Annotated in this window: 23 protein-coding genes; 13 read left to right on the forward strand and 10 right to left on the reverse strand. The window is 64.6% G+C overall.

All coding sequences use genetic code 11. The annotated features are described in order from the left end of the window. Nucleotides 1-190: 190 nt before the first annotated feature. Together AAFG50_RS28345 and AAFG50_RS28350 are read left to right on the forward strand one after the other, a co-directional pair. Entirely contained in the window at nucleotides 191-1,273 is a 1,083-nt protein-coding gene (locus AAFG50_RS28345; RefSeq protein WP_028173385.1) for a preprotein translocase subunit SecD, read from the forward strand. Between the two features lie 252 nt (nucleotides 1,274-1,525). Continuing rightward, entirely contained in the window at nucleotides 1,526-2,332 is an 807-nt protein-coding gene (locus AAFG50_RS28350) for a cyclic nucleotide-binding domain-containing protein (RefSeq protein ID WP_028173384.1), read from the forward strand. 7 nt (nucleotides 2,333-2,339) lie between these two features. Here the strand turns inward: AAFG50_RS28350 and AAFG50_RS28355 are convergent, their stop codons facing one another. Beyond that, nucleotides 2,340-2,981: a glutathione S-transferase gene (locus AAFG50_RS28355; protein WP_028173383.1), complete on the reverse strand. Its 642-nt coding sequence runs from the start codon at nucleotides 2,979-2,981 to the stop codon at nucleotides 2,340-2,342. A gap of 171 nt (nucleotides 2,982-3,152) precedes the next feature. Continuing rightward, the gene (locus tag AAFG50_RS28360) at nucleotides 3,153-3,704 is read right to left on the reverse strand and encodes a cytochrome b (protein ID WP_039185539.1); all 552 of its coding nucleotides are present in this window, start codon (nucleotides 3,702-3,704) and stop codon (nucleotides 3,153-3,155) included. A gap of 173 nt (nucleotides 3,705-3,877) precedes the next feature. On the opposite strand from AAFG50_RS28360, the gene murI reads away from it, so the two are divergent. From murI to AAFG50_RS28390, 6 genes are all read left to right on the forward strand, one after another. Next, nucleotides 3,878-4,675 (forward strand): glutamate racemase, encoded by a 798-nt coding sequence (murI, locus tag AAFG50_RS28365; protein ID WP_028173382.1) that lies wholly within the window; start codon nucleotides 3,878-3,880, stop codon nucleotides 4,673-4,675. A 61-nt stretch (nucleotides 4,676-4,736) separates the two neighbouring features. Continuing rightward, nucleotides 4,737-5,510 (forward strand): aldolase/citrate lyase family protein, encoded by a 774-nt coding sequence (locus tag AAFG50_RS28370; protein WP_011088449.1) that lies wholly within the window; start codon nucleotides 4,737-4,739, stop codon nucleotides 5,508-5,510. Between the two features lie 67 nt (nucleotides 5,511-5,577). Beyond that, nucleotides 5,578-5,961, forward strand: a complete 384-nt coding sequence (locus AAFG50_RS28375; protein WP_028173381.1) for a cupin domain-containing protein — start codon at nucleotides 5,578-5,580, stop codon at nucleotides 5,959-5,961. 106 nt (nucleotides 5,962-6,067) lie between these two features. Further along, nucleotides 6,068-6,835 carry a hypothetical protein gene (locus tag AAFG50_RS28380; protein WP_028173380.1) on the forward strand — a complete coding sequence of 256 codons (768 nt, stop codon included), beginning with the start codon at nucleotides 6,068-6,070 and terminating at the stop codon, nucleotides 6,833-6,835. Between the two features lie 282 nt (nucleotides 6,836-7,117). Further along, nucleotides 7,118-7,735, forward strand: a complete 618-nt coding sequence (gene rpsD, locus AAFG50_RS28385) for a 30S ribosomal protein S4 (RefSeq protein ID WP_011088452.1) — start codon at nucleotides 7,118-7,120, stop codon at nucleotides 7,733-7,735. 335 nt (nucleotides 7,736-8,070) lie between these two features. Continuing rightward, nucleotides 8,071-9,138, forward strand: a complete 1,068-nt coding sequence (locus AAFG50_RS28390; RefSeq protein WP_028173379.1) for a threonine aldolase family protein — start codon at nucleotides 8,071-8,073, stop codon at nucleotides 9,136-9,138. A gap of 16 nt (nucleotides 9,139-9,154) precedes the next feature. Here AAFG50_RS28390 and AAFG50_RS28395 read toward each other — a convergent pair whose 3' ends face one another. Genes AAFG50_RS28395 through grxD form a run of 4 tightly spaced genes read right to left on the reverse strand, consistent with a single transcriptional unit; the run spans nucleotide 9,155 to nucleotide 12,633 of the window. Further along, the gene (locus tag AAFG50_RS28395; protein ID WP_028173378.1) at nucleotides 9,155-10,417 is read right to left on the reverse strand and encodes a serine hydrolase domain-containing protein; all 1,263 of its coding nucleotides are present in this window, start codon (nucleotides 10,415-10,417) and stop codon (nucleotides 9,155-9,157) included. Between the two features lies 1 nt (nucleotide 10,418). After that, the gene (locus AAFG50_RS28400) at nucleotides 10,419-11,705 is read right to left on the reverse strand and encodes a serine hydrolase domain-containing protein (protein WP_028173377.1); all 1,287 of its coding nucleotides are present in this window, start codon (nucleotides 11,703-11,705) and stop codon (nucleotides 10,419-10,421) included. A gap of 46 nt (nucleotides 11,706-11,751) precedes the next feature. Further along, entirely contained in the window at nucleotides 11,752-12,303 is a 552-nt protein-coding gene (locus tag AAFG50_RS28405; RefSeq protein WP_028173376.1) for an O-acetyl-ADP-ribose deacetylase, read from the reverse strand. Between the two features lie 3 nt (nucleotides 12,304-12,306). Next, entirely contained in the window at nucleotides 12,307-12,633 is a 327-nt protein-coding gene (gene grxD, locus AAFG50_RS28410) for a Grx4 family monothiol glutaredoxin (protein ID WP_027548651.1), read from the reverse strand. A 239-nt stretch (nucleotides 12,634-12,872) separates the two neighbouring features. Here grxD and egtB point away from each other — a divergent pair, with 239 nt between their 5' ends. Next, nucleotides 12,873-14,171 carry an ergothioneine biosynthesis protein EgtB gene (gene egtB, locus AAFG50_RS28415; protein WP_028173375.1) on the forward strand — a complete coding sequence of 433 codons (1,299 nt, stop codon included), beginning with the start codon at nucleotides 12,873-12,875 and terminating at the stop codon, nucleotides 14,169-14,171. Between the two features lie 50 nt (nucleotides 14,172-14,221). Continuing rightward, nucleotides 14,222-15,193, forward strand: a complete 972-nt coding sequence (egtD, locus tag AAFG50_RS28420) for an L-histidine N(alpha)-methyltransferase (protein WP_028173374.1) — start codon at nucleotides 14,222-14,224, stop codon at nucleotides 15,191-15,193. A 260-nt stretch (nucleotides 15,194-15,453) separates the two neighbouring features. On the opposite strand, the gene AAFG50_RS28425 is transcribed toward egtD, so the two are convergent. Next, nucleotides 15,454-16,647, reverse strand: a complete 1,194-nt coding sequence (locus tag AAFG50_RS28425) for a low temperature requirement protein A (RefSeq protein WP_028173373.1) — start codon at nucleotides 16,645-16,647, stop codon at nucleotides 15,454-15,456. A 23-nt stretch (nucleotides 16,648-16,670) separates the two neighbouring features. Beyond that, on the reverse strand, nucleotides 16,671-16,907 hold the full coding sequence (locus AAFG50_RS28430; protein ID WP_011088461.1) for a BolA family transcriptional regulator: 237 nt from the start codon (nucleotides 16,905-16,907) through the stop codon (nucleotides 16,671-16,673). 195 nt (nucleotides 16,908-17,102) lie between these two features. Between AAFG50_RS28430 and AAFG50_RS28435 the strand changes: the two genes are divergently transcribed. Further along, on the forward strand, nucleotides 17,103-17,462 hold the full coding sequence (locus tag AAFG50_RS28435) for a DUF427 domain-containing protein (RefSeq protein WP_028173372.1): 360 nt from the start codon (nucleotides 17,103-17,105) through the stop codon (nucleotides 17,460-17,462). Between the two features lie 100 nt (nucleotides 17,463-17,562). Here AAFG50_RS28435 and AAFG50_RS28440 read toward each other — a convergent pair whose 3' ends face one another. Further along, on the reverse strand, nucleotides 17,563-17,736 hold the full coding sequence (locus AAFG50_RS28440; RefSeq protein WP_007612121.1) for a DUF1328 domain-containing protein: 174 nt from the start codon (nucleotides 17,734-17,736) through the stop codon (nucleotides 17,563-17,565). A gap of 176 nt (nucleotides 17,737-17,912) precedes the next feature. Between AAFG50_RS28440 and AAFG50_RS28445 the strand changes: the two genes are divergently transcribed. Then, complete coding sequence (locus tag AAFG50_RS28445; RefSeq protein ID WP_028173371.1) at nucleotides 17,913-19,103, forward strand: acyltransferase; 1,191 nt, start codon at nucleotides 17,913-17,915, stop codon at nucleotides 19,101-19,103. Between the two features lie 120 nt (nucleotides 19,104-19,223). Here AAFG50_RS28445 and purL read toward each other — a convergent pair whose 3' ends face one another. Further along, a complete protein-coding gene (gene purL / locus AAFG50_RS28450) occupies nucleotides 19,224-21,434 on the reverse strand; it encodes a phosphoribosylformylglycinamidine synthase subunit PurL (protein WP_028173370.1) in 2,211 nt (736 codons plus the stop codon). A 183-nt stretch (nucleotides 21,435-21,617) separates the two neighbouring features. On the opposite strand from purL, the gene AAFG50_RS28455 reads away from it, so the two are divergent. Then, the gene (locus tag AAFG50_RS28455) at nucleotides 21,618-22,097 is read left to right on the forward strand and encodes a PaaI family thioesterase (protein ID WP_028173369.1); all 480 of its coding nucleotides are present in this window, start codon (nucleotides 21,618-21,620) and stop codon (nucleotides 22,095-22,097) included. Nucleotides 22,098-22,123 lie beyond the last annotated feature (26 nt).

Consider the following 22,123-nt stretch of genomic DNA (forward strand, 5'->3'; position numbering starts at 1 on the left):
CGGCGAGGCCTCGACCGATGGCCGGTCGAACGCCAACACAATGAGGGATGATTTGCCGTTCGTCCATTGCCTAACGGCTGCAGCGACAAGGCTCATCCAGACGGAATTTGAACCTCCGCGCCCGATCCGGGGACCAAGAACATGCACAGGATTCGCCTGCCAGCGTCCTGCCGCAAGACTTGAGGTCATCATGACTATGCCCCTGCGGGATCGCATCGGACGGCTTACTATTGCGCTCGCCATCGCAGCGGCGATCGCGCTGCCCCGCGCGGGGCTCGCCGAGGACAGCCAGCTCGACAAGATGCGCGCCAAGATCACGGCCTTCATCGCGGACAAGATGGAGAAGCTGGGCGGCTCGCGCATCATCTACAAGGTGGACACCGACGGCTTGCGCGAGAGCGTCGTCACGGATTTGCGCGACGACGTCTACAAGACGTTGCGCGAGGGCAAGATCGCCTTCTCCGGTCTTGCGATCCGCGACGGCGGCGTCGAATTGAAGATCGTGGACGCCAAGGGCCGCGAAGAGCTGAAGCGCAAGCTCGCCTCAGCCGCGGAGGGATTGCCATCGCATGCGCTCGCCATGACCGACGGTGGCGACGGACTGGTCCGGCTCGCGCCCACCGATGCCGCATCCGCCGCGCGGCTGCGCGATCTCGTCGAAGACGCCATCGCCATGATCGAGCAGCGCCTCAAGGATGCCGGCATCAGGCTCGCCAGCGTCCAGCCTGACGGCACGGACCGCATCCGCATCTTCCTGCCCGGCATGATGGAGCCCGAGCAGGTGACCAGGATCTTCGCCACCAAGGTCAAGGTCAGCCTCCGCCTGGTCGACCTCTCGATGCCGGCGGAGCAGGCCCAATCCGGTGCGCTGCCCGCGGGCACAGAAGTCCTGCTCGGTTTCAAGGACAAGCAGCCCTATCTGGTTGCCAAGGAGAGCGCGCTCGACGGCGACGACATCAGCTATGCCGGTCCCGGCTTTGCGAGCGGCACGAAGGACCCGATCGCCTCGTTCCGCTTCAACGGCCGCGGCACGCGGCGCTTCGCCCACATCACCGCAGAGAACGTCGGAAGACCCTTCGCTATCGTGCTCGACGACAGGGTGATCTCCGCTCCCGTGATCCGCGAGCCCATCACCGGCGGCTCGGGCCAGATCTCCGGCAATTTCACCCTGGAGGAAGCGAGCAGCGTCGCCATGATGCTGCGCGCCGGCTCGCTGCCGGGGCACCTCGGCCTGGTCGAGCAGCAGGTGATCCAGCCCGCCAGCAAGCCGTAAGGCGAAGATCGCCTCACGCCCCCTCGTCGGGGGCCTCAGGTCGGTCAACGGCGCCGAAGTCCGCGCCCCGGGGCCGAATCACAGGTCGCCACGGCGATACGCGCAACCAACGGGCAATTGCCGAAACGCACGATCAGGCTAAAATTTGCCTCTTGCGGCATGACGGCCGAAGGCTCCATTCAAGCGGTCGTCATTCGATTTCGGCTATACGAATACCGACCAGGACTGAAGGCCTTACGCGGGGTTAGTACCATGCCGTCCGGCAGCGCAGACATTTCGTCGATCCTCGACCGCATTCTCGATGCGGCGACGGACAACCTCAGGATCGCGAAGATCCTGGTCCAGATGGGCCTCGATCCCAACAACGTCACCTACGACGCGATCTTCAATCGGATGCTGGAGATCTTTGTCCAAAACATCACCCTGGCCAATCTGTTCGCCGCGGTAGGCGCCGGCTTCTTCGTCGCCACCCTCCTGATGCGGACCATGGTGCCCCTGCGCGTCGCCAACATGGTCGGCTGTGCATTCTTCGCCGTGTTCGGCGCGCTCTCCGCCAACGTCTCGACCTTCCTGCTCTATCTGCTGCTGCTTCCGATCAACGCTCTTCGCCTGCGGCAGATGCTCAAGCTGGTCAAGAAGGCGCGACATGCGGCCGAAGGCGACATGTCGATCGAGTGGCTCAAGCCGTTCATGACCGAGCGCAAATATCGCCGCGGCGACACGCTGTTCAAACTGGGCGATCCGGCCAAGGAGATGCTCCTTACGGTCACCGGAAAATTCCTGGTCAAGGAGATCAATGTCGAGATCGGGCCCGGAGCTCTCATGGGAGAGCTCGGCTTCCTGACGCCGGACAACCGGCGCACCGGAACGATCGAATGCGTCGAAGACGGCCAGGTGTTGACGATCACCTATGACCGGCTGCTCGAGATCTACTTCCAGGATCCGCAGTTCGGCTACTACTTCCTGGTGCTGACCAGCCAGCGCCTCCTGCAAAACATCGATCGCTTGCAGAAGCAGCTCGCCACGGAACGGGCGGCGACGACGAACAGGATCGCGTGACCGCCGCTCAGCTCAGCAGCAGCGCCACGCCGGGATCGCCCTTCTCCATCGCGCGCCGGTAGGCCGGCCGCGCACCGATGCGGCCGAGATATTTCACCACGTTCGGACAACGCTGGAGATCATAGGGCTGGAAGTAGCGCATCGTGGTCAGCGAAAAGCCCATCATGATGTCGGCGGTGGTGAAGGTGTTGCCGGCGAGATATTCGGCGTCACGAACCCGCGCGTCGACCAGATCGAAGGCGCGGTCGACGCGCCCTCTGGTCGCGACCAGCATCGGATTGTCCTCGGCGGGCCTGAGCCGGTTCAGGATCATCAAGCGGCCCATGCCGGCTTGCAGCGTGCCGTTGGCGAAGTGAAACCAGTACAAAAACTGCGCGAAATCAGGGTCGTCCGGGCGGAGCACGAGGCGCCCATTGCCGTATCTGGCCATGATGTAATCGACGATCGCGCCGGATTCGGCGAGCACGAGATCGCCGTCGGTGATGACGGGCGCCGCTCCGATCGGGTGCAGCGCCTTGTAGTCGGGAGGCGCCAGCATGGTGACGGAATCGCGAGCGTAGCGCTTGAGCTCATAGGGGATTTCGAGCTCCTCGCACAGCCAGACGATGCGCTCGGACTGCGACTTGCCGAGATGATGGACGGTGAGCATGGCGCCTCCTGCGGCCGTGGGATGGATCGTGATGCCGCATCATAGCATCGCCGTCACCCTACGAGGCTCCGCTTGCGATGCGTGCGCATCGCAAGCCTCGCGCCTCCAGCGACAACCGCTTCGCGGTTGCGCGGGGATGACGGGATTGCGAGCAACGCGTTTGGGAAAGCCCTACCCCGCCTCGTCCGCCACCATCCGCGTCACGACACGGTCGCGGCGGATGAAGTGGTGCCAGAGGGCGGCGACGACGTGAACCGCGATCAGGGCGAGCAGCACATAGGCAAAGAGGATGTGGCGGTCCTCATAGGCGTTCGCCGCCGCACGGTCGGGAGAAGTGAATTGCGGCACGTGAAACAGGCCGAAGAAGTCCGAATAATCAGGCGCGTGCGCGCCGGAATGCGCCCAGCCAAGCATGATGACCACGATCACGGCGAGATACAGCGCGCCATGGCTGATGCGGGCGGCCAGCCTCTGCCAGGGCTGGCTGTCGGCCGGCAACGCCGGCGTCGGGTTGACGACGCGCCAGACCAGGCGCAGCACCGTGAGCAGCAGGATCACATAGCCGATATCGGCATGGATCGAGCGGTAGAAGAAGCGGTCGGGCCGCGCCGGGATGTGGTTCATCCACCAGCCGAAGCCGATCATACCGATGATCGTCAGCGCCAAAATCCAGTGCAGCCAGCGGGAAACGCTGCCCCAGCCGTTACTGGTGTTTCTGATCATGTCGGCTCCCCGGAATTCTGCGGATATGTCCCCGTCCGCAGTGCAACACCCGTGCTGATAGCGGGAACATGCGGCAATCGCGAAATTGAATCGTTCAAAATTGGCCCCAGGTGCCACCGCCGCAAAACCGCCCCAAAAACCGAATGGTAACCAAGACGCTTTAAGGTAACGACGTGACCAATTCCCCGACGATCCTGGTGTTCGATTCCGGCCTTGGCGGGCTCACGGTGCTCCGTGAGGTCGTGGCCACGCGCCCGGACGCGCATTACGTCTACGTCGCCGACGACGCCTTCTTCCCCTACGGCCACCACAGCGAGGACGAGATCATCGCCCGCGTCGTGCCGCTGATGGGGGAGCTGATCGGCACCCATGATCCGGACCTCGTCGTCATCGCCTGCAACACGGCGTCCACCCTGGTCCTATCGCACCTGCGCGCCGCTTATTCCCTGCCCTTCGTCGGCACGGTGCCGGCGATCAAGCCGGCCTGTGCGCAGTCGAAGAGCCGGCGCGTCTCGGTGCTCGGCACCAAGGGCACGGTGAAGCGCGAATACACCAAGGCGCTGATCCGCGACTTCGCGCAGGGATGCGAGGTGACGCTGGTCGGCTCGCCCGAACTCGCCTCGCTCGCCGAACGCGCACTCGGCGGCCATCCGATCAGCGACGACGACATCCTTGCCGAGCTCACCCCCTGCTTCGTCGGCGATGCCGCCGACGCAGGCGCGCGTACCGACACGGTGGTGCTGGCGTGCACGCATTATCCGCTCCTGCTCGACCGGCTGACCAGGCTCGCGCCCTGGCCGGTGGACTGGATCGACCCGGCACCCGCCATCGCCCGCCGCGTATCGGATCTGCTCGGCCCGGCTATCGGCGGCATCATGCAGTCCGGCGCCGAGATGATCTTCACCTCGAACCGTGTGCATGACCTTTCGGCCACGCTGACGCCGTTCTTCGGCGGCCGCGCGCTGGCCTGACTTTCCGCGCCAACGACGCGCTGCTAGGCTTCGCCGTCGTCATCTCCGCGCAGGTTTTCTCATGTCGGTCCAGACCACGCCGCTCAACCGTCTCCGCCAATTGTGGCGCGAGGGCCGCCCCGCCTTCGGCGCCATCGCGACCATCCCGAGCGTGCAGACCGTGCAGATCATGGCGCGCTCGCTCGACTGGATCATCGTCGATCTCGAGCACGGGCCGATCGGCCTCACCGAGGCGCATGCGATGATCGCCGCCACGACCGGCACGCCGTGCACGCCGCTGGTGCGGATCGCGGCGAACGAACCGTGGCTTGCGAAGGCGCCGATGGACATCGGCGCCTTCGGCATCAATTTTCCGATGATCACGAACCGCAGCGAGGCGGAGAAAGCGGTGCGCAGCGTGCGCTATCCGCCGCGCGGCGATCGTCTCTGGGGTCCCTTCCACGCGCCATTCCGCTGGGGACAGTCGATGCCGGACTACATGGCCGGCGCCGACGACGAGATGATCTGCATGATCACCATCGAGCATGTCGACGCCGTCAACCGCATCGACGAGATCATGGCCACGCCTGGCATCGACGTCGCGGTGATCGGCCCCGGCGATCTCGCCACCTCCATCAACAAGCGCGGCCAGATGGACGATCCGGAGCTCTTGGAGCTGGTCGCGCGCGCCGAGGCCGGCATCCTCAGAAGCGGCGTGCCGATCGGCGGCGTCGCCCGCACCGCCGACCAGGCCAACGCCCTGGTCGACCGTGGCTACCGCGCCATCGCGCTCGGCTTCGACTGGTCGCTGTTCCAGCGCGGCATCATGGCGGCGTTCGAGGGCATCAGGCGCTGAACAGGCCGATTGCCACCTTGCCGGGAACTGCCGCGCTGCTAGGGTCGGCCCTTCCAGGGAGGAAATAATGCTCAAAAAGACTTTGCTCGTTCTGTCCTTCGCAGGCCTTGCCTTTGCGGCCTTCGCCCAGCAGCCCGCCATCAAGCGCACCCCACTCCAGAAGACCGATTTCCCGGACGGCTACACGACCCTGACCGCCATCGCCGAAGTGCCACCCGGCGGCGCCGCTGGCCGTCACACCCATCCCGGGATCGAGACCGGCTATGTGCTGGAAGGCGAGGCCGATCTCCTCGTCGAAGGCCAGCCTGACAAGCACCTGAAGGCCGGCGATTCCTATCTGATCCCGGCCGGCGTCGTCCACGACGCCAAGACCAACGGCGATAAATCATTGAAAATCATTGGTATTTACGTCTACGACAAGACCAAGCCGCTGGCGACGCCAGCCCCCTGATGCGGCGAACCGACCGACCCCAAGCGGGTTGGTTCGTGCTAGAGCACGCGGCGAGCGGGCGACCCGCTCGCTGCACATATTTTAGTCCGCAGGAACCGAAAGACCCATGCGCGGGACACCCAAGACCATTTCGCTGCCGCGCCGCCTGATCTGCGACCTGATGCGCGCGTCGATGGACGTGCCCTTCGTCTCGCTGTCCCGTTCGCTCAATATCCGCCCCCTGCTGGAGGCGCGCTCGGGCGCGATGGCGCCCGCCGGCTGGGCGGCGATGTTCGTCAAGGCCTTCGCCCTGGTCGCCAGGGACGAGCCGATTCTGCGCACGGTCTACGCCAAATGGCCTTGGCCGATGCTCTACGAGCTGCCGAAGAGCGTCGCGCTGGTGGCTATCGCGCGGGTCGAGGACGGCGAGGAATGCGTGCTGCCGCAGCGAATCGCAGCCCCGGAGGCTCTTTCCCTGGCCGCAGTCGATGCCGAGATCCGGCGCGGCAAGACGGCGCCGATCAACGACGTTCCCATGTTCCGCAAGATCATGCGGGCGACCCGCCTGCCGCTGCCGCTGCGGCGGCTGTCCTGGGCCATCGGGCTCAATTTCGGCCGGCAGCGGGGCAACTGGTTCGGCAGCTTCGCGGTGAGCTCGGTGGCCGCCTATGGCGGCGGCGAGCTGCATCCCGTCACGCCCGGCCCCTTCATCGTCAGCTATGGGGTGGTCGCGCCCGACCAGACCATCCATGTCGTGATCCGCTGGGACCACCGGGTCACCGACGCCGCCCCCATCGCCCGGGTCCTGACCCGGCTGGAACAGGTCCTGAACACTGAAATCGCTGCCGAATTGCGGGCGGCCGGCCCGAAGCCGATCCGGGTGGTCGGGACTTGACCGCTCAGCGGTCATCCCGGGGCGGTGCGATAGCACCGAGCCCCGGATCTCGAGATTCCGGTTCGCTCTTTGAGCGCCCCGGAATGACGGGCTAAAGAATTGACAGCGAACCCCAAACTCCCCTAAAAGCCGCCTGCTCGCGGGCCGATTTCGGCCCGCGAAGCGTTTCGCGACCCGTGGTCCTCTCCCTTAAGCTTTGGGGATCGGACCTGTCGGTGCCGGGCTTTGGCCTGTCACACAGGAGGGCGCGTTTCCTCAAACCATGCAACCGAAGAGGACGCGATGACTAAGCGCAGTGAGGCGAAGTACAAGATCGATCGCCGTATGGGCCAGAACATCTGGGGCCGCCCGAAGAGCCCCGTGAACCGCCGCGAGTACGGCCCCGGCCAGCACGGCCAGCGCCGCAAGGGCAAGCTCTCCGACTTCGGCGTGCAGCTGCGCGCCAAGCAGAAGCTGAAGGGCTATTACGCCAACATTTCCGAGCGCCAGTTCCACGGCATCTATGTCGAGGCGAGCCGCCTCAAGGGTGACACCGGCGAGAACCTGATCGGCCTCCTGGAGCGTCGTCTCGACGCGGTCGTGTACCGCGCCAAGTTCGTCTCGACGATCTTCGCCGCGCGCCAGTTCATCAACCACGGCCACATCAAGGTGAACGGCCGCAAGGTCAACATCTCGAGCTACCAGCTCAAGGTCGGCGACGTGGTCGAGGTCAAGGAAGCCTCCAAGCAGCTCGCCCACGTGCTCGAAGCCAGCCAGCTCCCCGAGCGCGACACCCCCGACTATCTCGACGTCGACCACGGCAAGATGACCGCGAAGTACATTCGCATCCCCGGCCTCTCCGACGTGCCGTTCCCGGTGCAGATGGAGCCGCATCTGGTCGTCGAATTCTATTCGCGCTGATAACTCGGCACACCAACGTTCAAAGGCCCCGGTTTTCCGGGGCCTTTTTGTTTGGTAGCATGCCATCGATGTCTCGGATGGCCGGCCAGTTCGCCAACGCTCTGCCTTCGGCACTGAAGCGGCGATTCGGGCGTGGGCGGCCCTCTCCCGCGACCAGCAGGTCTGCCGATATCGGGGGCTGTTCGCTCATCCCGATTGCAATATGTTCACAGCGGACACGCCAGACGACATCCTTCTTGCCGCGCGACACCGCATCGCTCAACGTTCCCGTGGCTGAGAAACGATGCACGCAGTACGTCGCAATTGTTCGACTAGATGACATGACGAGACCAGCCATGCTCTACACCCCGCCCCCGATCGATCCCAAGGCGCCGCCGGTGCGCATCAATCTGCTGTCGGACACCCAGACCAAGCCGACGGCCGCGATGCGCGAGGCGATGGCGCGCGCTGAGGTCGGCGACGAGCAGGTCGGCGACGATCCGACCGTGAACGCGCTGTGCGAGCGCGTTGCGGATCTGCTCGGCAAGGAGGCCGCCGTGTACATGCCCTCGGGCACGATGTGCAACGTCACCGCGACGCTGGTGCATTGCCGGCCCGGCGACGAGATTCTCGCGCACGAGACCGCGCACATCATCGCCCGTGAGGGCGGCGCGCATGCCGCGATCGGCGGCTTCCAGGTTACGCAGCTCAAGGGCGCCGACGGCCAGTTCACGCCGGAGACGTTCCGGAAAGCTCTGCACCCGCGCACGCGCTACCAGCCGCCGCAGACCGTCGTCAGCGTCGAGCAGACCGCCAATATCGGCGGCGGCACGATCTGGAAGAAGGCCGCACTCGACGAGATCGTCGAGATCGCCAGGCAGCACGGCCTCGTCACCCACATGGACGGCGCGCGGCTGCTCAACGCCACGGTGGCGAGCGGCATTTCTCCGCGCGACATGACCGCTGGCTGGGATTCGGCCTGGATCGACTTCTCCAAGGGCCTGGGCGCGCCGATCGGCGGTGTGCTCGCCGGCTCGCGCGCCTTCATCGACGCGGTCTGGCAGTGGAAGCAGCGCCTCGGCGGCTCGATGCGGCAGGCCGGAATCTGCGCCGCCGCCTGCATCTACGCCCTCGACCACCACGTCGATCGCCTTGCCGACGATCATGCCAATGCGCGCGCACTCGCCCGCGGACTGTCGCAGATCGCAGGCATCGAGGTGCAGGAGCCCGAGACCAACCTCGTGTTCTTCAAGCCCGATGGCGCCGGCGTCCCCGGCGACAAGATGGTCGCCGCACTGCGCCAGCGCGGCGTGACGCTCGCGATGATGGACGGCCGCATCCGCGCCTGCACGCATCTCGACGTCAATGCGAGCCAGATCGAGGAAACGATCGGATACGTGCGCGAGATCGTGCGCGGGGCGTAAGTCCCGTAGCCCGCGATCAGCGCCCCATCGCCTGATAGATCAGCGTCTTCAGCGCCAGCTGGATCCGGCCGCGCTGCGACGGGGTCTGCGCCATGCATATCCCGAACAGATCGTCTTCGGGATCGATGAAGAAGAAGGTGCCGCCGACGCCGTCCCAGCGATATTCGCCGAGTGGCCATGACGTACCCGCCGGCACGGACGTGCGCACCGCAAAGCCGAGGCCGTAGCCGGAGGACGCGCCCGGATAATAGTTCTGGTCGCGCGCGATTCTGGTCTCCGGTCCGATATGGTCCGACGCCATCAGCGCAATGGTCTCGGGCTTGAGATAGCGCCGGCCGTCATAGGTGCCGCCGTTCAGCAGCATCTGCGCGAAACGGGCGTAGTCGCCGACGGTGCCAACCATCCCGCCACCGCCCGACTCCCAGGTCGCCGGCCGCCTGATATCGCGGACCTGCGTCGTCGGATTGATGTTGCGGTCCTCCGGCATCGGCTCGGCAATGCGGGGAAACTTGGCGGGATCGGCGACGAAGAATGCCGTCTCGGTCATGCCGAGCGGACCCAGCAGCCGCTCCCTCTCGAACTGGAGCAGCGTCTTTCCCGAGATCACCTCGACGACGCGTCCGAGCACGTCGGTGGAAAAGCCGTAATCCCACACCGTGCCCGGCTGCTCGACCAGCGGCAGCGTGGCGATCTTCGCGGCGAAGTCGGCATTGCTGAGATTGCGGTTGAAGAGCTTCGCCTCGGCATAGAGCTCGCGCACCGCGCCGCCGCCGTAATAGCCATAAGGCAGTCCGGAGGTGTGACGCATCAGATCCTTGATCGTCACCGGACGATCGAGCGGCTCCAGCGCCAGCCCGACCTTGCCGTCCTCGGCTTTCTTTTCGACGCCGACCTTCATGCCGGCAAAGGCCGGAATGTATTTTGAAACGGGATCGTCGAGCGCGAGCTTGCCCTCCTCGACCAGCATCATCGCCATCACGGAGGTGATCGGCTTCGACATCGAATAGAGGCGGAAGATCGTGTCCGCGCTCATCGAGATCTCGGTCGCGACGTCGCGGACGCCAAAATTCTCGTAATAGACCGGCTTGCCGTGCTGCTGGAGCAGCAGGATCGCGCCGGGTATCTTGCCGGTCGCGACCTCGTTGCGGATGTAGTCGGAGACTTTTGCCAAGCCTTCAGGCGAAAGGCTGTGCGCGGGGCGCCCCTCGTAGCCTGCTCTCGCGCCGACCACACCGACCAGAACGACGAGCGCCGCGATCAGCGCGCGGCGCCCGGTCATGTCACTTCTCCATGGCTTCATAAACCAACTGCTTCAGTGTCCGCTGCACGCGCTGGCGCTCGGTCGGGGTCTGCTCCAGCAGCACGAAGAACATGTCCTGCTTGGGGTCGACCACGAAATAGCAGCCCGAGGCGCCGTCCCACTTCAACTCCCCGAGATCGCCGGGCGGCGGCGGCTTGGCATTGCCGGGGTCGGTGCGGACCGCAAGGCCGAGGCCGAAGCCAAAACCGTCGCCGGGGAAGTAGAAATAGTCGCGGTCCACGCCGGAGCCCGGGCCGACCTGATCGGTCACCATCAGCTTGAACGTCTCGGGCTTGAGAATGGTCTTGCCGTCGAGGCTGCCGCCATTGAGCAGCATCTGCGCAAAGCGCTCGTAATCGGCCATGGTCGTCACCATGCCGCCGCTGGCGAACTGGATCTTCTTGACCACCGTCGGATCGTTGATGCGGCCGACCCGGAAATCGGCATCGTTCGGCACCGGCTGCGCCAGAAGCTTCTGCTTCTCGGGGGCCGTGACGAAGAAGCCGGTATCGACCATGCCGAGCGGATCGAGCAGTTTCTCCCGCATGATGTCTGTCAGCGGTTTGCCCGCCGCGATCTCCATCACCCGCCCCAGGATGTCGGTGGAATGGCCATATTGCCACAGCGCGCCCGGCTGGTTGTGCAGCGGCAGTTTCGCGATGCGCTCGGCGAATTCGGCGAGGTCGAAATCGCCGGCATAGATGTTGGCGTCGCGATAGGCCTTGCGGACCAGGCTGTCGCCATAGAAGCCATAGGTGATGCCGGAGGTATGGCGCATCAAATCGAGCACCGTGATCGGCCGCGTGGGCGGCACCAGTTCGAGCGACTTGGTGCCGTCGTCGGCCTTCTTCTCGACGCCGACCTTCACATTGGCGAAGGACGGGATGTATTTCGAGACAGGATCGTCGAGCTTGATCTTGCCGTCCTCGATCAGTCGCACCGCGACGACGGACGTGATCGCCTTGCTCATCGAGAACAGGCGGAAAATCGTCTTGTCGGTGATCGGCGCCTTGCTGACCACGTCCTGCACGCCGAAGGCTTCGTGATAGACCGGCTTGCCGTGCTGCTGGATCAGCACGGTTGCGCCGGCGATCTTGCCGGTCGCGACCTCGTTCTTGAAGAACTCGCTGACCTTGGCGAGCTTGTCCTGATTGAAATGCGCGCCGGCCGGAATCTCGTAGGTGCCCTCTGCCCGTGCGAACGACATCGCGCCAAGCGACATCAGCGCGCCGCAGGCGAGCGCACGCAGTCCAGACTGTGAAATCATATCCCCTCCCCGGAACATGGCTGGACGGAGTGTACTGACCGCGTCATCAGGCACAAGGGCTGCTGTGTCGTGCTAGCGCCTCGGCATGGAGCCTGGCGCTCGGCTCGGCGAAGCAGCAGAACACCACGCGCGCAACGGATGGCGCGGCAGGGAGCGCCTCGACCGTCGTGCGCACGGCGATCTCCGCCGCCCGGTCGGCGGGAAAGCGGAAAATGCCGGTCGAAATCGCGGGAAATGCCACCGAGGTCAGCTTGTGCTTCCCGCACAGCTCCATCGAACGGCGATAGCAGGAGGCGAGCAGACCGTCTTCGTCCAGCGTGCCGTCATTCCAGACCGGACCAACGGTGTGGATCACGTGCGCGGCCTTGAGCCGATAGCCCATGGTGATCTTGGCGTTGCCCGTTTCGCAGCCGTGGAGCATCCGGCATTCGGCGACCAGATCGGGCCCGGCGGCCCGATGGATCGCCCCATCGACGCCGCCCCCGCCAAGGAGCGACGTGTTGGCGGCGTTGACGATGGCGTCAACGCTCAGTGTGGTGATGTCAGCGACAATGACCTCGAACTCCGCGCCACCAATCCGGCGCGTCAGCTGGGTCACGTATTAGGCCGCAACCGCGACGCCCTTCTCGGAGAGGAGCTGCTGCAATTCGCCGGCCTGGAACATCTCGCGGACAATGTCGCAGCCGCCGACGAATTCGCCCTTCACATAGAGCTGTGGAATGGTCGGCCAGTTCGAGAAGGTCTTGATGCCGTTGCGCAGTTCTGCGGATTCGAGGACGTTGAGGCCCTTATAGCCAACGCCGAGGTGGTCGAGGATCTGCACGACCTGGCCGGAGAAACCGCACTGCGGAAATTGCGGCGTGCCCTTCATGAACAGAACCACGTCGTTCGACTTCACTTCGTTGGCGATGAATTCCTCGATGCTCATATCCATGTCCTTCTGGGGCGGAGCCCTCAACAACCACTCCGGGCCGGCTCAGCCGATTTAACCCGATACCTTCCTATATATGTAGCCCAAACCGTTGTGCATCCAAAGTAAAATGGGGGGAAAAGGCCCTGGGCGAGCGGCCTGGGCAGCCCCGAAGCCATTGCATGATGACACGAATATCATCACCGGGGAGGACTTTCATACCGTAACGGAGCCCCTATCTAGGACGAACCTTGGTTTTGGAACCGGGCAACGCCAACAACGTTCTCTTGTCCTGTCTGGAGAAAAACGTGACGAAACAAGCTTCCGCTACGGCCCCCGCCCCGCTTTCGTCACCGTCCTCCGCCCCAGGCAAGCTCGCCCAGCGGCTTCAGGACGCCTTTCTCGCCGTCCGCAACGAGACCGAGCGCCGGGCCGCGCCGCTGTCGCCCGAGGACCAGCAGATCCAGTCCATGCCGGATGCGAGCCCCGCGAAATGGCACCGGGCCCACACCACCTGGTTCTGGGAGCAGTTTTTGCTCGGCGAGCATTGCCAGGGCTATCAGCCCTTCCACCCGGATTTCGCCTTCCTGTTCAATTCCTATTACGTCAGCGCCGGCCCCCGTCATGCTCGGAATCACCGCGGAGACATCACCCGGCCCGGTGCCAGCGAGGTCGGCGCCTATCGCAGATACGTTGATGCGGCGGTCGTCAAATTCTTCCGCGAGGCCGGTGAGGACAAGCTCCGTGCCATCGCGCCACTGGTCGAGGTCGGGCTCAATCACGAGCAGCAGCATCAGGAATTGATGTTCACCGACATCCTGCACGCCTTTGCGCAGAATCCGGTCTATCCGGCCTACGATCCGGACTGGCGCTTTCCATCCGCGACGCGCACCGGCGATGACTGGTTGATCCTCAACGAAGGCATCCACACCGTCGGCCATGTCGACGACAGTTTTCATTTCGACAATGAGAAGCCGGCGCATCGCGCCCTCGTCGGCCCGGTCAAGATCGCACGCAATCTCGTCACCAATGGCGAATGGCTCGCCTTCATGCGCGACGGTGGCTACGCGAACGCAACGCTGTGGCTGATGGACGGCTTTGCTGTGGTCAGCAAGGAAGACTGGCAGGCGCCGGGCCATTGGCGCGAGGTCGATGGCGCCTGGCAGGTGATGACGCTCGCCGGCCTCAGGCCGGTCGATCCCGACGCGCCGGTCTGCCACGTCAGCTATTACGAGGCCGATGCGTTCGCGCGCTGGGCCGGAAAACATCTGCCGACCGAGATGGAGTGGGAGGTCGCCGCGCGCGCCGGCCAACTCAACGATGCCTTCGGCATCGTCTGGCAGTGGACACGGTCGTCCTACTCGCCCTACCCCGGCTACCGCGCCATCGAAGGCGCGCTCGGCGAATACAACGGCAAGTTCATGGTCAACCAGCTGGTGCTGCGCGGCTCCTCGCTTGCAACCCCGGAGGGGCATAGCCGTATTACTTATCGCAACTTCTTCTATCCGCACCACCGCTGGCAATTCACGGGACTGCGGCTCGCCGATTACAACTAGTTCTCATCCGACGATCAATGCGCGCCGGACAGCGCGTTCAGGAGAGTATCATGAATGTGCACGCCAGCGCTTTGGCCGAAGCCCATCTTCCCGACGAGCAGACCACCGCTTTCGCCCGCGAGGCCATCGAGGACCTCTCGCAGCAGCCGAAAAAGCTGTCGCCGAAATACTTCTACGACGCGACCGGCTCGGAGCTGTTCGAGGCGATCACGCGTCTGCCGGAATATTATCCGACGCGCACCGAGCTATCGATCCTGAAGGAGCGCGGCAGCGAGATCGCAAAGATCATTCCGGAGCATGCGGCGCTGGTCGAGTTCGGCGCCGGCGCGACCACGAAGGTCCGCCTGCTGCTGAACCACTGCCAATTCGCCGCCTATGTCCCCGTGGACATCTCCGGCGACTTCCTGAACGCGCAGGCGAACGGCCTGAAGCGGGACTTCCCCTCGCTCGGCATCTATCCGGTGGCGGCCGACTTCACCACGCCGTTCGAGCTGCCAAAGGCGGTCGCATCGATGCCCAAGGTCGGCTTCTTCCCGGGCTCGACCATCGGCAATTTCGAGCCGCATGAGGCGCAGGCTTTTCTGAAGAGCGCGCGCCAGATCCTGGGCAAGGGCGCGCAGATGATCATCGGCGCCGACCTCGAAAAGGACGAGCGCGTACTCTATGACGCCTATAACGATGCTGCCGGCGTCACCGCGCGCTTCAACCTCAATGTGCTGGTCCGCATCAACCGCGAGCTCGGCGGCAATTTCGACCTCTCCGCCTTCACCCATCGCGCCATCTACAATCGCGAGCGGCACCGCATCGAGATGCACCTGATCAGCAAGAAGAACCAGACCGTGCGCCTGCTCGGCACCAGCTTCTCGTTCCGCCCCGGTGAGAGCATCCACACCGAAAACAGCTACAAATACAGCCTCGAGCGCTTCGCCGCGCTGGCCCACGGCGCCGGCTGGCGGGTGCGCGAGAGCTGGACGGATGCGGCGAAGATGTTCTCGGTGCATGCGCTGCAGGTTGCGGATTAAACGCTCTCACCGCTTCCCCCGGACAGCCGGCCTGAGGGCCTATTCAATATAGGCGGTTTCCCTGCGGCGCATCCTTCGAGACGGCCGCCTTCGGGCGGGCTCCTCAGGATGAGGACGGAGTGCGCGGCAGCAGTTTCGAGGAGCACCGAGGCCGATTAGCCTCATCCTGAGGACATCGCGGAGCGGTCGTCTCGAAGGACGAGGCGCGCGCTCGGACTGCTCCGCGAGGCCACGTACGACGCCCTCCGGCCTGCCGTGCTTCAGTGCTCCTCGGCCTCTTCGGGCTTCGATCCCAGCGACACCGATTCCCACACCGCGACCACAATCATGATCACCGTGGTCGCGACCGACAGCCATAGCGGCGAGAGCTCCGCCGCGAACCACCACAGCGCCGCGAGCAGGATGATGCCGATGCCGTGCGAGAGCTGGAGGAAGCCGCGGATCGCGTGCTTGAACAGGATCGTGCCGACCAGGAACACCAGCGGGCCGCCGATCGTGCTCACGATGGTGCGGACGTCGGAATGGCCGGTCGGATGCTTCAGCACCAGTTCGTCCGACACCGCGGTCAGGATGATGCCGGCGACGATCGGCATGTGCAGATAGGTGTAGGCGAGCCGCGCCAGCCGGCCGGATTCTGCGGATTTCGAGATGCGCTCGGAGCCGGCCTCGGCGCCCTTGTGGAAATAGATCCACCACATCGCGATGGCGCCGGTGAGCGCCGAGACGAAGGCCAGGATGTTGTCCGCGGTCCACTCCAACTCGGCAAAGGTCGCGCCGTTGACGACGACGGCCTCGCCGAGCGCGATGATGATGAAGCCGGCGCAGCGCTCGGCCATGTGGCCGCCCTCGACGGCCCAGGCTTCGACCGAGGAGAACCCCAGCTTCGGCACCCAGAATCGCACGGCGGGCGAGACGTATTCGATCGAGAGCGCCACGATCCAGAACCACAGCCTCTCCTCCCCGTGCGCGAGGCCGCCGAGAATCCAGAAGATCGCGGAGCCGGAGAGCCAGACCAGGATGCGGATCGCGTTGTGCCGCACTTCCGTGCGGTGGCGCGGGGTTGCGAACAGCCAGAACGCGGTGCGTCCGACCTGCATGGTTGCGTAGGCGATCGCGAACCAGAGACCGCGGCCATCGAAGGCGGTCGGGATCGTCGTCGACAGCACGAGGCCGCCCAGCATCATCAGGAAGATCAGGATTCGGACCGGCGTCAGATCGGGATTGAGCCAGTTGGTGACCCAGGCGGTGTAGACCCACACCCACCACACCGCCAGGAACAGCAGCGTGACCTCGACCGCGCCGAGCGGCGTGAAATGGTGCAGCAGCGTGTGCGACACCTGCGTGACGGCAAAGACGAAGACGAGATCGAAGAACAGCTCGGCATTGGTGACGCGGCTGGGCTGGTTCGGCAGGATGACGCGAAACATCGCGCCGCGCGGATTGTCCGCAGCCATCATCGGTCCCCGCTGCGATCAGGTCAGGTGCCGGGTACCCCGGTTTGCAGCGCCAGCGCATGCAGCACGCCGCCCATCTGGCCGCGCAGGGACTGATAGACGATCTGGTGCTGCTGGACGCGGGACTTGCCGCGGAAGGATTCCGAGATCACGGTCGCGGCATAGTGGTCGCCATCGCCGGCGAGGTCACGGATCGTCACCTCGGCATCGGGGATCGCTGCCTTGATCATCGCCTCGATATCGTGGGCGTCCATGGGCATTCGGGTCTTGCTCCTTATCTCGGCTGAGATCAGCCTCGTCGTCGAATCGCTGCCGGGGTCCCCGGACCGGCAGGGCCAAACTTAGCGTGAACGGCCTTCTACGTCACGCACTCAGGCACTATATCCCTGATCCCATCAGGATAAAGGCACGACAAAGTGCCGCGCGCGGCAGATTGATCGAAAAGGCGTGAAATCATGAAGCTTCCAGGGCCCGACCACCCCATCACCATCACCCCAAACCCGAAGCGCGTCCGCGTCACGGCGGGCGACATCGTGATCGCCGAGACCAGCAAGGCGCTGACGCTGAAGGAGGCCAAATATCCGGCGGTGCAATATGTACCGCGACAGGATGCCAACATGACGCTGCTGGAGCGCACCGACCGTGTCACCCATTGCCCCTACAAGGGCGACGCGAGCTATTACAGCATCAAGGCCGACGGCAAGACGCTCGACAACGCGATCTGGACCTATGAAACGCCCTTCCCCGCGATGACGGAGATTTCCGGCCACCTCGCCTTCTATCCGGACAAGGTGAAGATCGAGGAAGTGGGGTAGTCTGGAGGCGGCGTCATTCCGGGGCGCGTCGCAGACGCGAACCCGGAATCTCGAGATTCCGGGTTCGGTCCTGCGGACCGCCCCGGAATGACATATCGAGCTACGCCCTGAAGATCGTGAGCCCCAATATCAGCAGCACCAGGAAGATCACGACGAAGACGTAGAACAGGAAGCGGGCGATGTCGGCGGAGGCGGCCGAGATGCCGGTGAAGCCGAGCACGCCAGCCACGATCGAGACCAAGAGAAAGATCAGCGCCCATTTCAGGATCGTCATCGCCAACTCCGACTTGGGTGCCGCACCGCGGCCCTCCAATGCGCGGATGCTAACTTCGCTGCACGGAACTGGTTCCTAACGGCACAGCAGGGTCAAGGCGCAGCACAGACTGCCCTTGCTGAATCGGGTTCCCGGCGGCACAGTCTGGCCGGGACAGGAGCAAGACCGGGGCGGCCATGATGACGATGTCACATTCAGCGACGATCGGTACGGAGGCTCACGCCGCGCCGAAGAGCAAGACGCGCAATGTGTCGCTCGATCGCGCCCGCACCTTCCTGACACTGGTGGTGCTGCTGCATCACGCGGTGATCCCCTATACTTATTTCGGTCATACCGATCCGAAGTACTTCTTCGGCTTCGACATGATCGTGCTCGCCACCGACAGTTTCTTCATGGCGATGTTCTTCTTCCTGTCGGGACTGTTCGCCTGGTCTGGTATCGCCCGGAAGGGAGCGCGGAGCTATTTGGCAGATCGCCTGCTTCGGCTGGGCTTACCCTTCGCGATCTGCGCCCTTACGGTCATTCCGCTCGCCTATTACGCGATCTCCCTGCGGCACCATCCCGAGATCGGCTTTTCGGAATTCTGGTGGAATATGGTCACGAAGGGCCCGTGGCCGAGCGGGCCGATCTGGTTCCTTTGGGTCTTGTTCGCCTTCGACCTGGTTGCCTGCCTGTTGCACCGGCTGTCGCCCAATCTGCTCGATCCGATCAATCGCCTCTCGCTATATGGTCGCCGTCGGCCCGCCGTATTCTTCGCGGTCATGCTTGCCGTCACCGCGGCGTTCTACATTCCCGGGCGGGTTCACTTCGGAGCAGGCAGTTGGTTCGAGTTCGGGCCGTTCTCGGTCCAGCACGGGCGCGTGATGCTCTACGCGACCTACTTCTTTTTCGGTGCCGGCATCGGCGTTGCGCAAATGGATCGCGGGCTGCTCGCTGCAGACGGCCGGATGGCGAGGGTCAGCTGGGACTGGATGGTACTGGCGATCGTTCCCTATTGCCTCTTGTGGGTGCTGATCTTCATCAAGCGCGAAATCCTGGGCAACCCGTCGCCGTTGCCGGACTGGTATGAAGCGCTCTATGCCATCTGCTTCACTGTCTTCAGCGTCGCCATCATGTTTCTGATCCTGGCCTTTTTCCAGAGGTTCAAGCAATCAGGCTCAGCCAAGCTGCTCGATCCAATGCAGAGCGACGCGTACGGCATGTTCCTGGTGCACTATCCGATCGCACTGTGGCTGCAATACTGGCTGTTCGACTATGACCTGCCGGCGGTCGTCAAGGCCACGCTCGGGTTTGTACTGACAGTCGCGGCGAGCTGGGCGCTGACGCGAGCATTGCGGCAGATCCCGGGCGCGACGAAGGTGCTTTGAGGAAACGGCACCGGCCTCCTATCGTCATTCCGAGCGCAGCGAAGCAATCCATCTCACCGCAGGCAGCAGTGTGGATTGCTTCGTCGCTTCGCTCCTCGCAAGGACGGGGAGATGGCGTCGCTAGGCCGCCTTCCCGCCCATATACTCCGGCAGCCAGCGCTCGAACGAGGTGCGCAGCGTATCGATCGTTACCGGCGCTTCGCCGGCGATCGCGATCGCATCGCCCCCGGTGGTGCCGATCCGCACGCAGGGCACCTCGCAGCCGCGCATCTTGGCGAGCACGCGGCCGGCCTCCGTTTCCGGCACGGTGACGAGATAGCGCGCCTGGTCCTCGCCGAACCAATAGGCCTGCGAGACAAGCGAAGTCGGCGCCGCCAGCAGCTTTGCGCCGATGCCGCTCGCCATCGCCATCTCGGCGAGCGCGATCAGGAGGCCGCCGTCCGAGAGGTCGTGCACGGCGGTCGCGGTGCCCGCATGGATCATGCCGCGCACGCAGTCGCCGTTGCGCTTCTCGGCAGCGAGGTCGACCGGCGGCGGCGCGCCCTCCTCGCGACCGCAGATGTCGCGCAGGTACACCGACTGGCCGAGCCAGCCATGGGTCTCGCCGATCAAGAGGATCGCCTCGCCCTCGGCCTTGAAGGCGAGCGAAGCGGACTTGGTGAAATCGTCGAGCAGACCGACGCCGCCGATCGAGGGCGTCGGCAGGATCGCGCGGCCGTTGGTCTCGTTGTAGAGCGAGACGTTGCCGGAGACGACCGGGAAGTCCAGCGTGCGGCAGGCTTCCGAGATGCCCTTCAGGCAGCCGACGAACTGGCCCATGATCTCGGGCCGTTCAGGATTGCCGAAGTTGAGATTGTCGGTGATCGCGAGCGGCTTGCCGCCGACCGCGGTGATGTTGCGCCAGGCTTCCGCCACCGCCTGCTTGCCGCCCTCGAACGGATCGGCCTCGCAATAGCGCGGCGTGACGTCGACGGTCAGCGCCAGGCCCTTCGGGCCATCCTGCACGCGCACCACGGCGGCATCGCCTCCGGGGCGCTGCATGGTGTTGCCGAGGATGACGTGGTCGTACTGCTCCCAGACCCAGCGCTTAGAGCACATGTCAGGCGTGCCGATCAGCTTCTCCAGCGCGCTACCTACGCCCAACGGTGCCGGCACCTCGCGCGCGTGCACGACCGGCAGCGCGGCGGAGGGGACATGCGGCCGGTCATAGAGCGGCGCCTCGTCGCCGAGCTCCTTGATCGGCAGGTCGGCCATGACGTCGCCGCCATGCTTGACCACGAAACGCTTGCTCGGCGTGGTGTAGCCGACCACGGCGAAGTCGAGCCCCCACTTCTTGAAGATGGCCTCGGCTTCCTTCTCCTTCTCGGGCTTGAGCACCATGAGCATGCGCTCCTGGCTCTCCGAGAGCATCATCTCATAGGCGCTCATGCCGGTCTCGCGGGTCGGCACCGCGTCGAGATCGAGATCGACGCCGAGGTCGCCCTTGGCGCCCATCTCGACAGCCGAACAGGTCAGGCCCGCCGCGCCCATGTCCTGGATCGCGATGACGCAGCCCTTCTCCATGATCTCGAGGCACGCCTCGAGCAAAAGCTTCTCGGCGAAGGGATCGCCGACCTGCACGGTGGGGCGCTTCTCCTCGGACTTGTCGTCGAACTCGGCCGAGGCCATCGAGGCGCCGTGGATGCCGTCGCGGCCGGTCTTGGAGCCCAGATAGACGATCGGCATGTTCACGCCGGAGGCGGCCGCATAGAAGATCTTGTCGGCATCGGCGAGGCCCACGGCCATCGCGTTGACGAGGATGTTGCCGTCATAACGGGTGTGGAAACGGACCTGGCCGCCGACCGTCGGCACGCCGAAGGAATTGCCGTAGCCGCCGACGCCGGCGACGACGCCGGAGACGAGGTGCCGGGTCTTGGCATGCTCGGGCGCGCCGAAGCTCAGCGCATTGAGGCAGGCGATCGGCCGTGCGCCCATCGTGAAGACGTCGCGCAGGATGCCGCCGACGCCGGTGGTCGCGCCCTGGTAGGGCTCGATGTAGCTCGGGTGGTTGTGGCTCTCCATCTTGAAGACCACGGCCTGGCCGTCGCCGATGTCGATCACGCCGGCATTCTCGCCGGGGCCCTGGATCACCCAGGGCGCCTTGGTCGGCAATCCGCGCAGATGGATGCGCGAGGACTTGTACGAGCAATGCTCGTTCCACATCGCCGAGAAGATGCCGAGCTCGGTGAAGGTCGGCTCCCGCCCGATCAGCTTCAGGATGCGCTCGTACTCGTCGGGCTTGAGCCCGTGGGCGGCAACCAGTTCGGGGGTGATCTTGGGTTCGTTCTTCATGGATTCGGGGCTTTCGACGGCGTTTTGCCGTTCTTAGGAAGATCGGGGCCTCGCGAAAAGCCCTTTATGGCGCATTTTCCCACTGTCCCACGTTTTGCGGCCGAGGGGTGCGGGAACGGGAATTGCACGGCGCGGACGGATCGGATTTAAGGGCTGAAGACCCGCAATTGAAGGCCCATTTCCTTGCACGAATTGACCAAAACGGCTGCTCCGCCCCGCCCCGAGCTGCATGTCGCGACCGAGGGTGAGTTCAAGGGCTGGCAGACCTGGATCAGGGACAGCTTTGAGAACCATATCGGCCCCTTCTGGCACCGCCTGGAGGCGGACGGCAGCGTCCGCTGCGCCTTCCGGGTCGAAAAGAAGCACCTGAACGGCTCCGGCAACGTCCATGGCGGCTGCTTCATGGCCTTCGCCGACTACTGCCTGTTCGCGATCGGCCGGAACGCGCTGAACGGCCGCGGCGTGACGGTCAATTTCGCCTGCGAGTTCCTGGATGCCGGGCATGAGGGCGAGCTGATCGAGTGCACCGGCGAGGTCACCCGCGCCGGTGGTTCGCTGATCTTCCTGCGCGGGCAGATGGCCTCCGGCGAGCGCCTGCTGTTCACCTTTTCCGGGACGATCAAGCGGGCCAAGCGGAAGTCGCTCCCTCAGCCAAACGCATAGCTCGACGCCTTCCCTTTTGGCGCCCC

The organism is Bradyrhizobium sp. B039 (genome assembly GCF_038965675.1).
In the GTDB taxonomy this organism is placed as follows: Bacteria; Pseudomonadota; Alphaproteobacteria; order Rhizobiales; family Xanthobacteraceae; genus Bradyrhizobium; species Bradyrhizobium diazoefficiens.

What these genes read in the sequence shown, in the direction of transcription:
- AAFG50_RS28350 (WP_028173384.1), top strand. Translation starts at nt 1,526, where the DNA reads ATGCCGTCCGGCAGCGCAGACATTTCGTCGATCCTCGACCGCATTCTC.
- purL (WP_028173370.1), bottom strand. Translation starts at nt 21,434, where the DNA reads ATGAAGAACGAACCCAAGATCACCCCCGAACTGGTTGCCGCCCACGGG.
- AAFG50_RS28430 (WP_011088461.1), bottom strand. Translation starts at nt 16,907, where the DNA reads ATGCCCATGGACGCCCACGATATCGAGGCGATGATCAAGGCAGCGATC.
- AAFG50_RS28380 (WP_028173380.1), top strand. Translation starts at nt 6,068, where the DNA reads ATGCGCGGGACACCCAAGACCATTTCGCTGCCGCGCCGCCTGATCTGC.
- AAFG50_RS28395 (WP_028173378.1), bottom strand. Translation starts at nt 10,417, where the DNA reads ATGACCGGGCGCCGCGCGCTGATCGCGGCGCTCGTCGTTCTGGTCGGT.
- AAFG50_RS28425 (WP_028173373.1), bottom strand. Translation starts at nt 16,647, where the DNA reads ATGGCTGCGGACAATCCGCGCGGCGCGATGTTTCGCGTCATCCTGCCG.
- AAFG50_RS28360 (WP_039185539.1), bottom strand. Translation starts at nt 3,704, where the DNA reads ATGATCAGAAACACCAGTAACGGCTGGGGCAGCGTTTCCCGCTGGCTG.
- AAFG50_RS28370 (WP_011088449.1), top strand. Translation starts at nt 4,737, where the DNA reads ATGTCGGTCCAGACCACGCCGCTCAACCGTCTCCGCCAATTGTGGCGC.
- rpsD (WP_011088452.1), top strand. Translation starts at nt 7,118, where the DNA reads ATGACTAAGCGCAGTGAGGCGAAGTACAAGATCGATCGCCGTATGGGC.
- AAFG50_RS28345 (WP_028173385.1), top strand. Translation starts at nt 191, where the DNA reads ATGACTATGCCCCTGCGGGATCGCATCGGACGGCTTACTATTGCGCTC.
- AAFG50_RS28355 (WP_028173383.1), bottom strand. Translation starts at nt 2,981, where the DNA reads ATGCTCACCGTCCATCATCTCGGCAAGTCGCAGTCCGAGCGCATCGTC.
- AAFG50_RS28440 (WP_007612121.1), bottom strand. Translation starts at nt 17,736, where the DNA reads ATGACGATCCTGAAATGGGCGCTGATCTTTCTCTTGGTCTCGATCGTG.
- AAFG50_RS28375 (WP_028173381.1), top strand. Translation starts at nt 5,578, where the DNA reads ATGCTCAAAAAGACTTTGCTCGTTCTGTCCTTCGCAGGCCTTGCCTTT.
- egtD (WP_028173374.1), top strand. Translation starts at nt 14,222, where the DNA reads ATGAATGTGCACGCCAGCGCTTTGGCCGAAGCCCATCTTCCCGACGAG.
- AAFG50_RS28400 (WP_028173377.1), bottom strand. Translation starts at nt 11,705, where the DNA reads ATGATTTCACAGTCTGGACTGCGTGCGCTCGCCTGCGGCGCGCTGATG.
- AAFG50_RS28390 (WP_028173379.1), top strand. Translation starts at nt 8,071, where the DNA reads ATGCTCTACACCCCGCCCCCGATCGATCCCAAGGCGCCGCCGGTGCGC.
- AAFG50_RS28435 (WP_028173372.1), top strand. Translation starts at nt 17,103, where the DNA reads ATGAAGCTTCCAGGGCCCGACCACCCCATCACCATCACCCCAAACCCG.
- AAFG50_RS28445 (WP_028173371.1), top strand. Translation starts at nt 17,913, where the DNA reads ATGATGACGATGTCACATTCAGCGACGATCGGTACGGAGGCTCACGCC.
- grxD (WP_027548651.1), bottom strand. Translation starts at nt 12,633, where the DNA reads ATGAGCATCGAGGAATTCATCGCCAACGAAGTGAAGTCGAACGACGTG.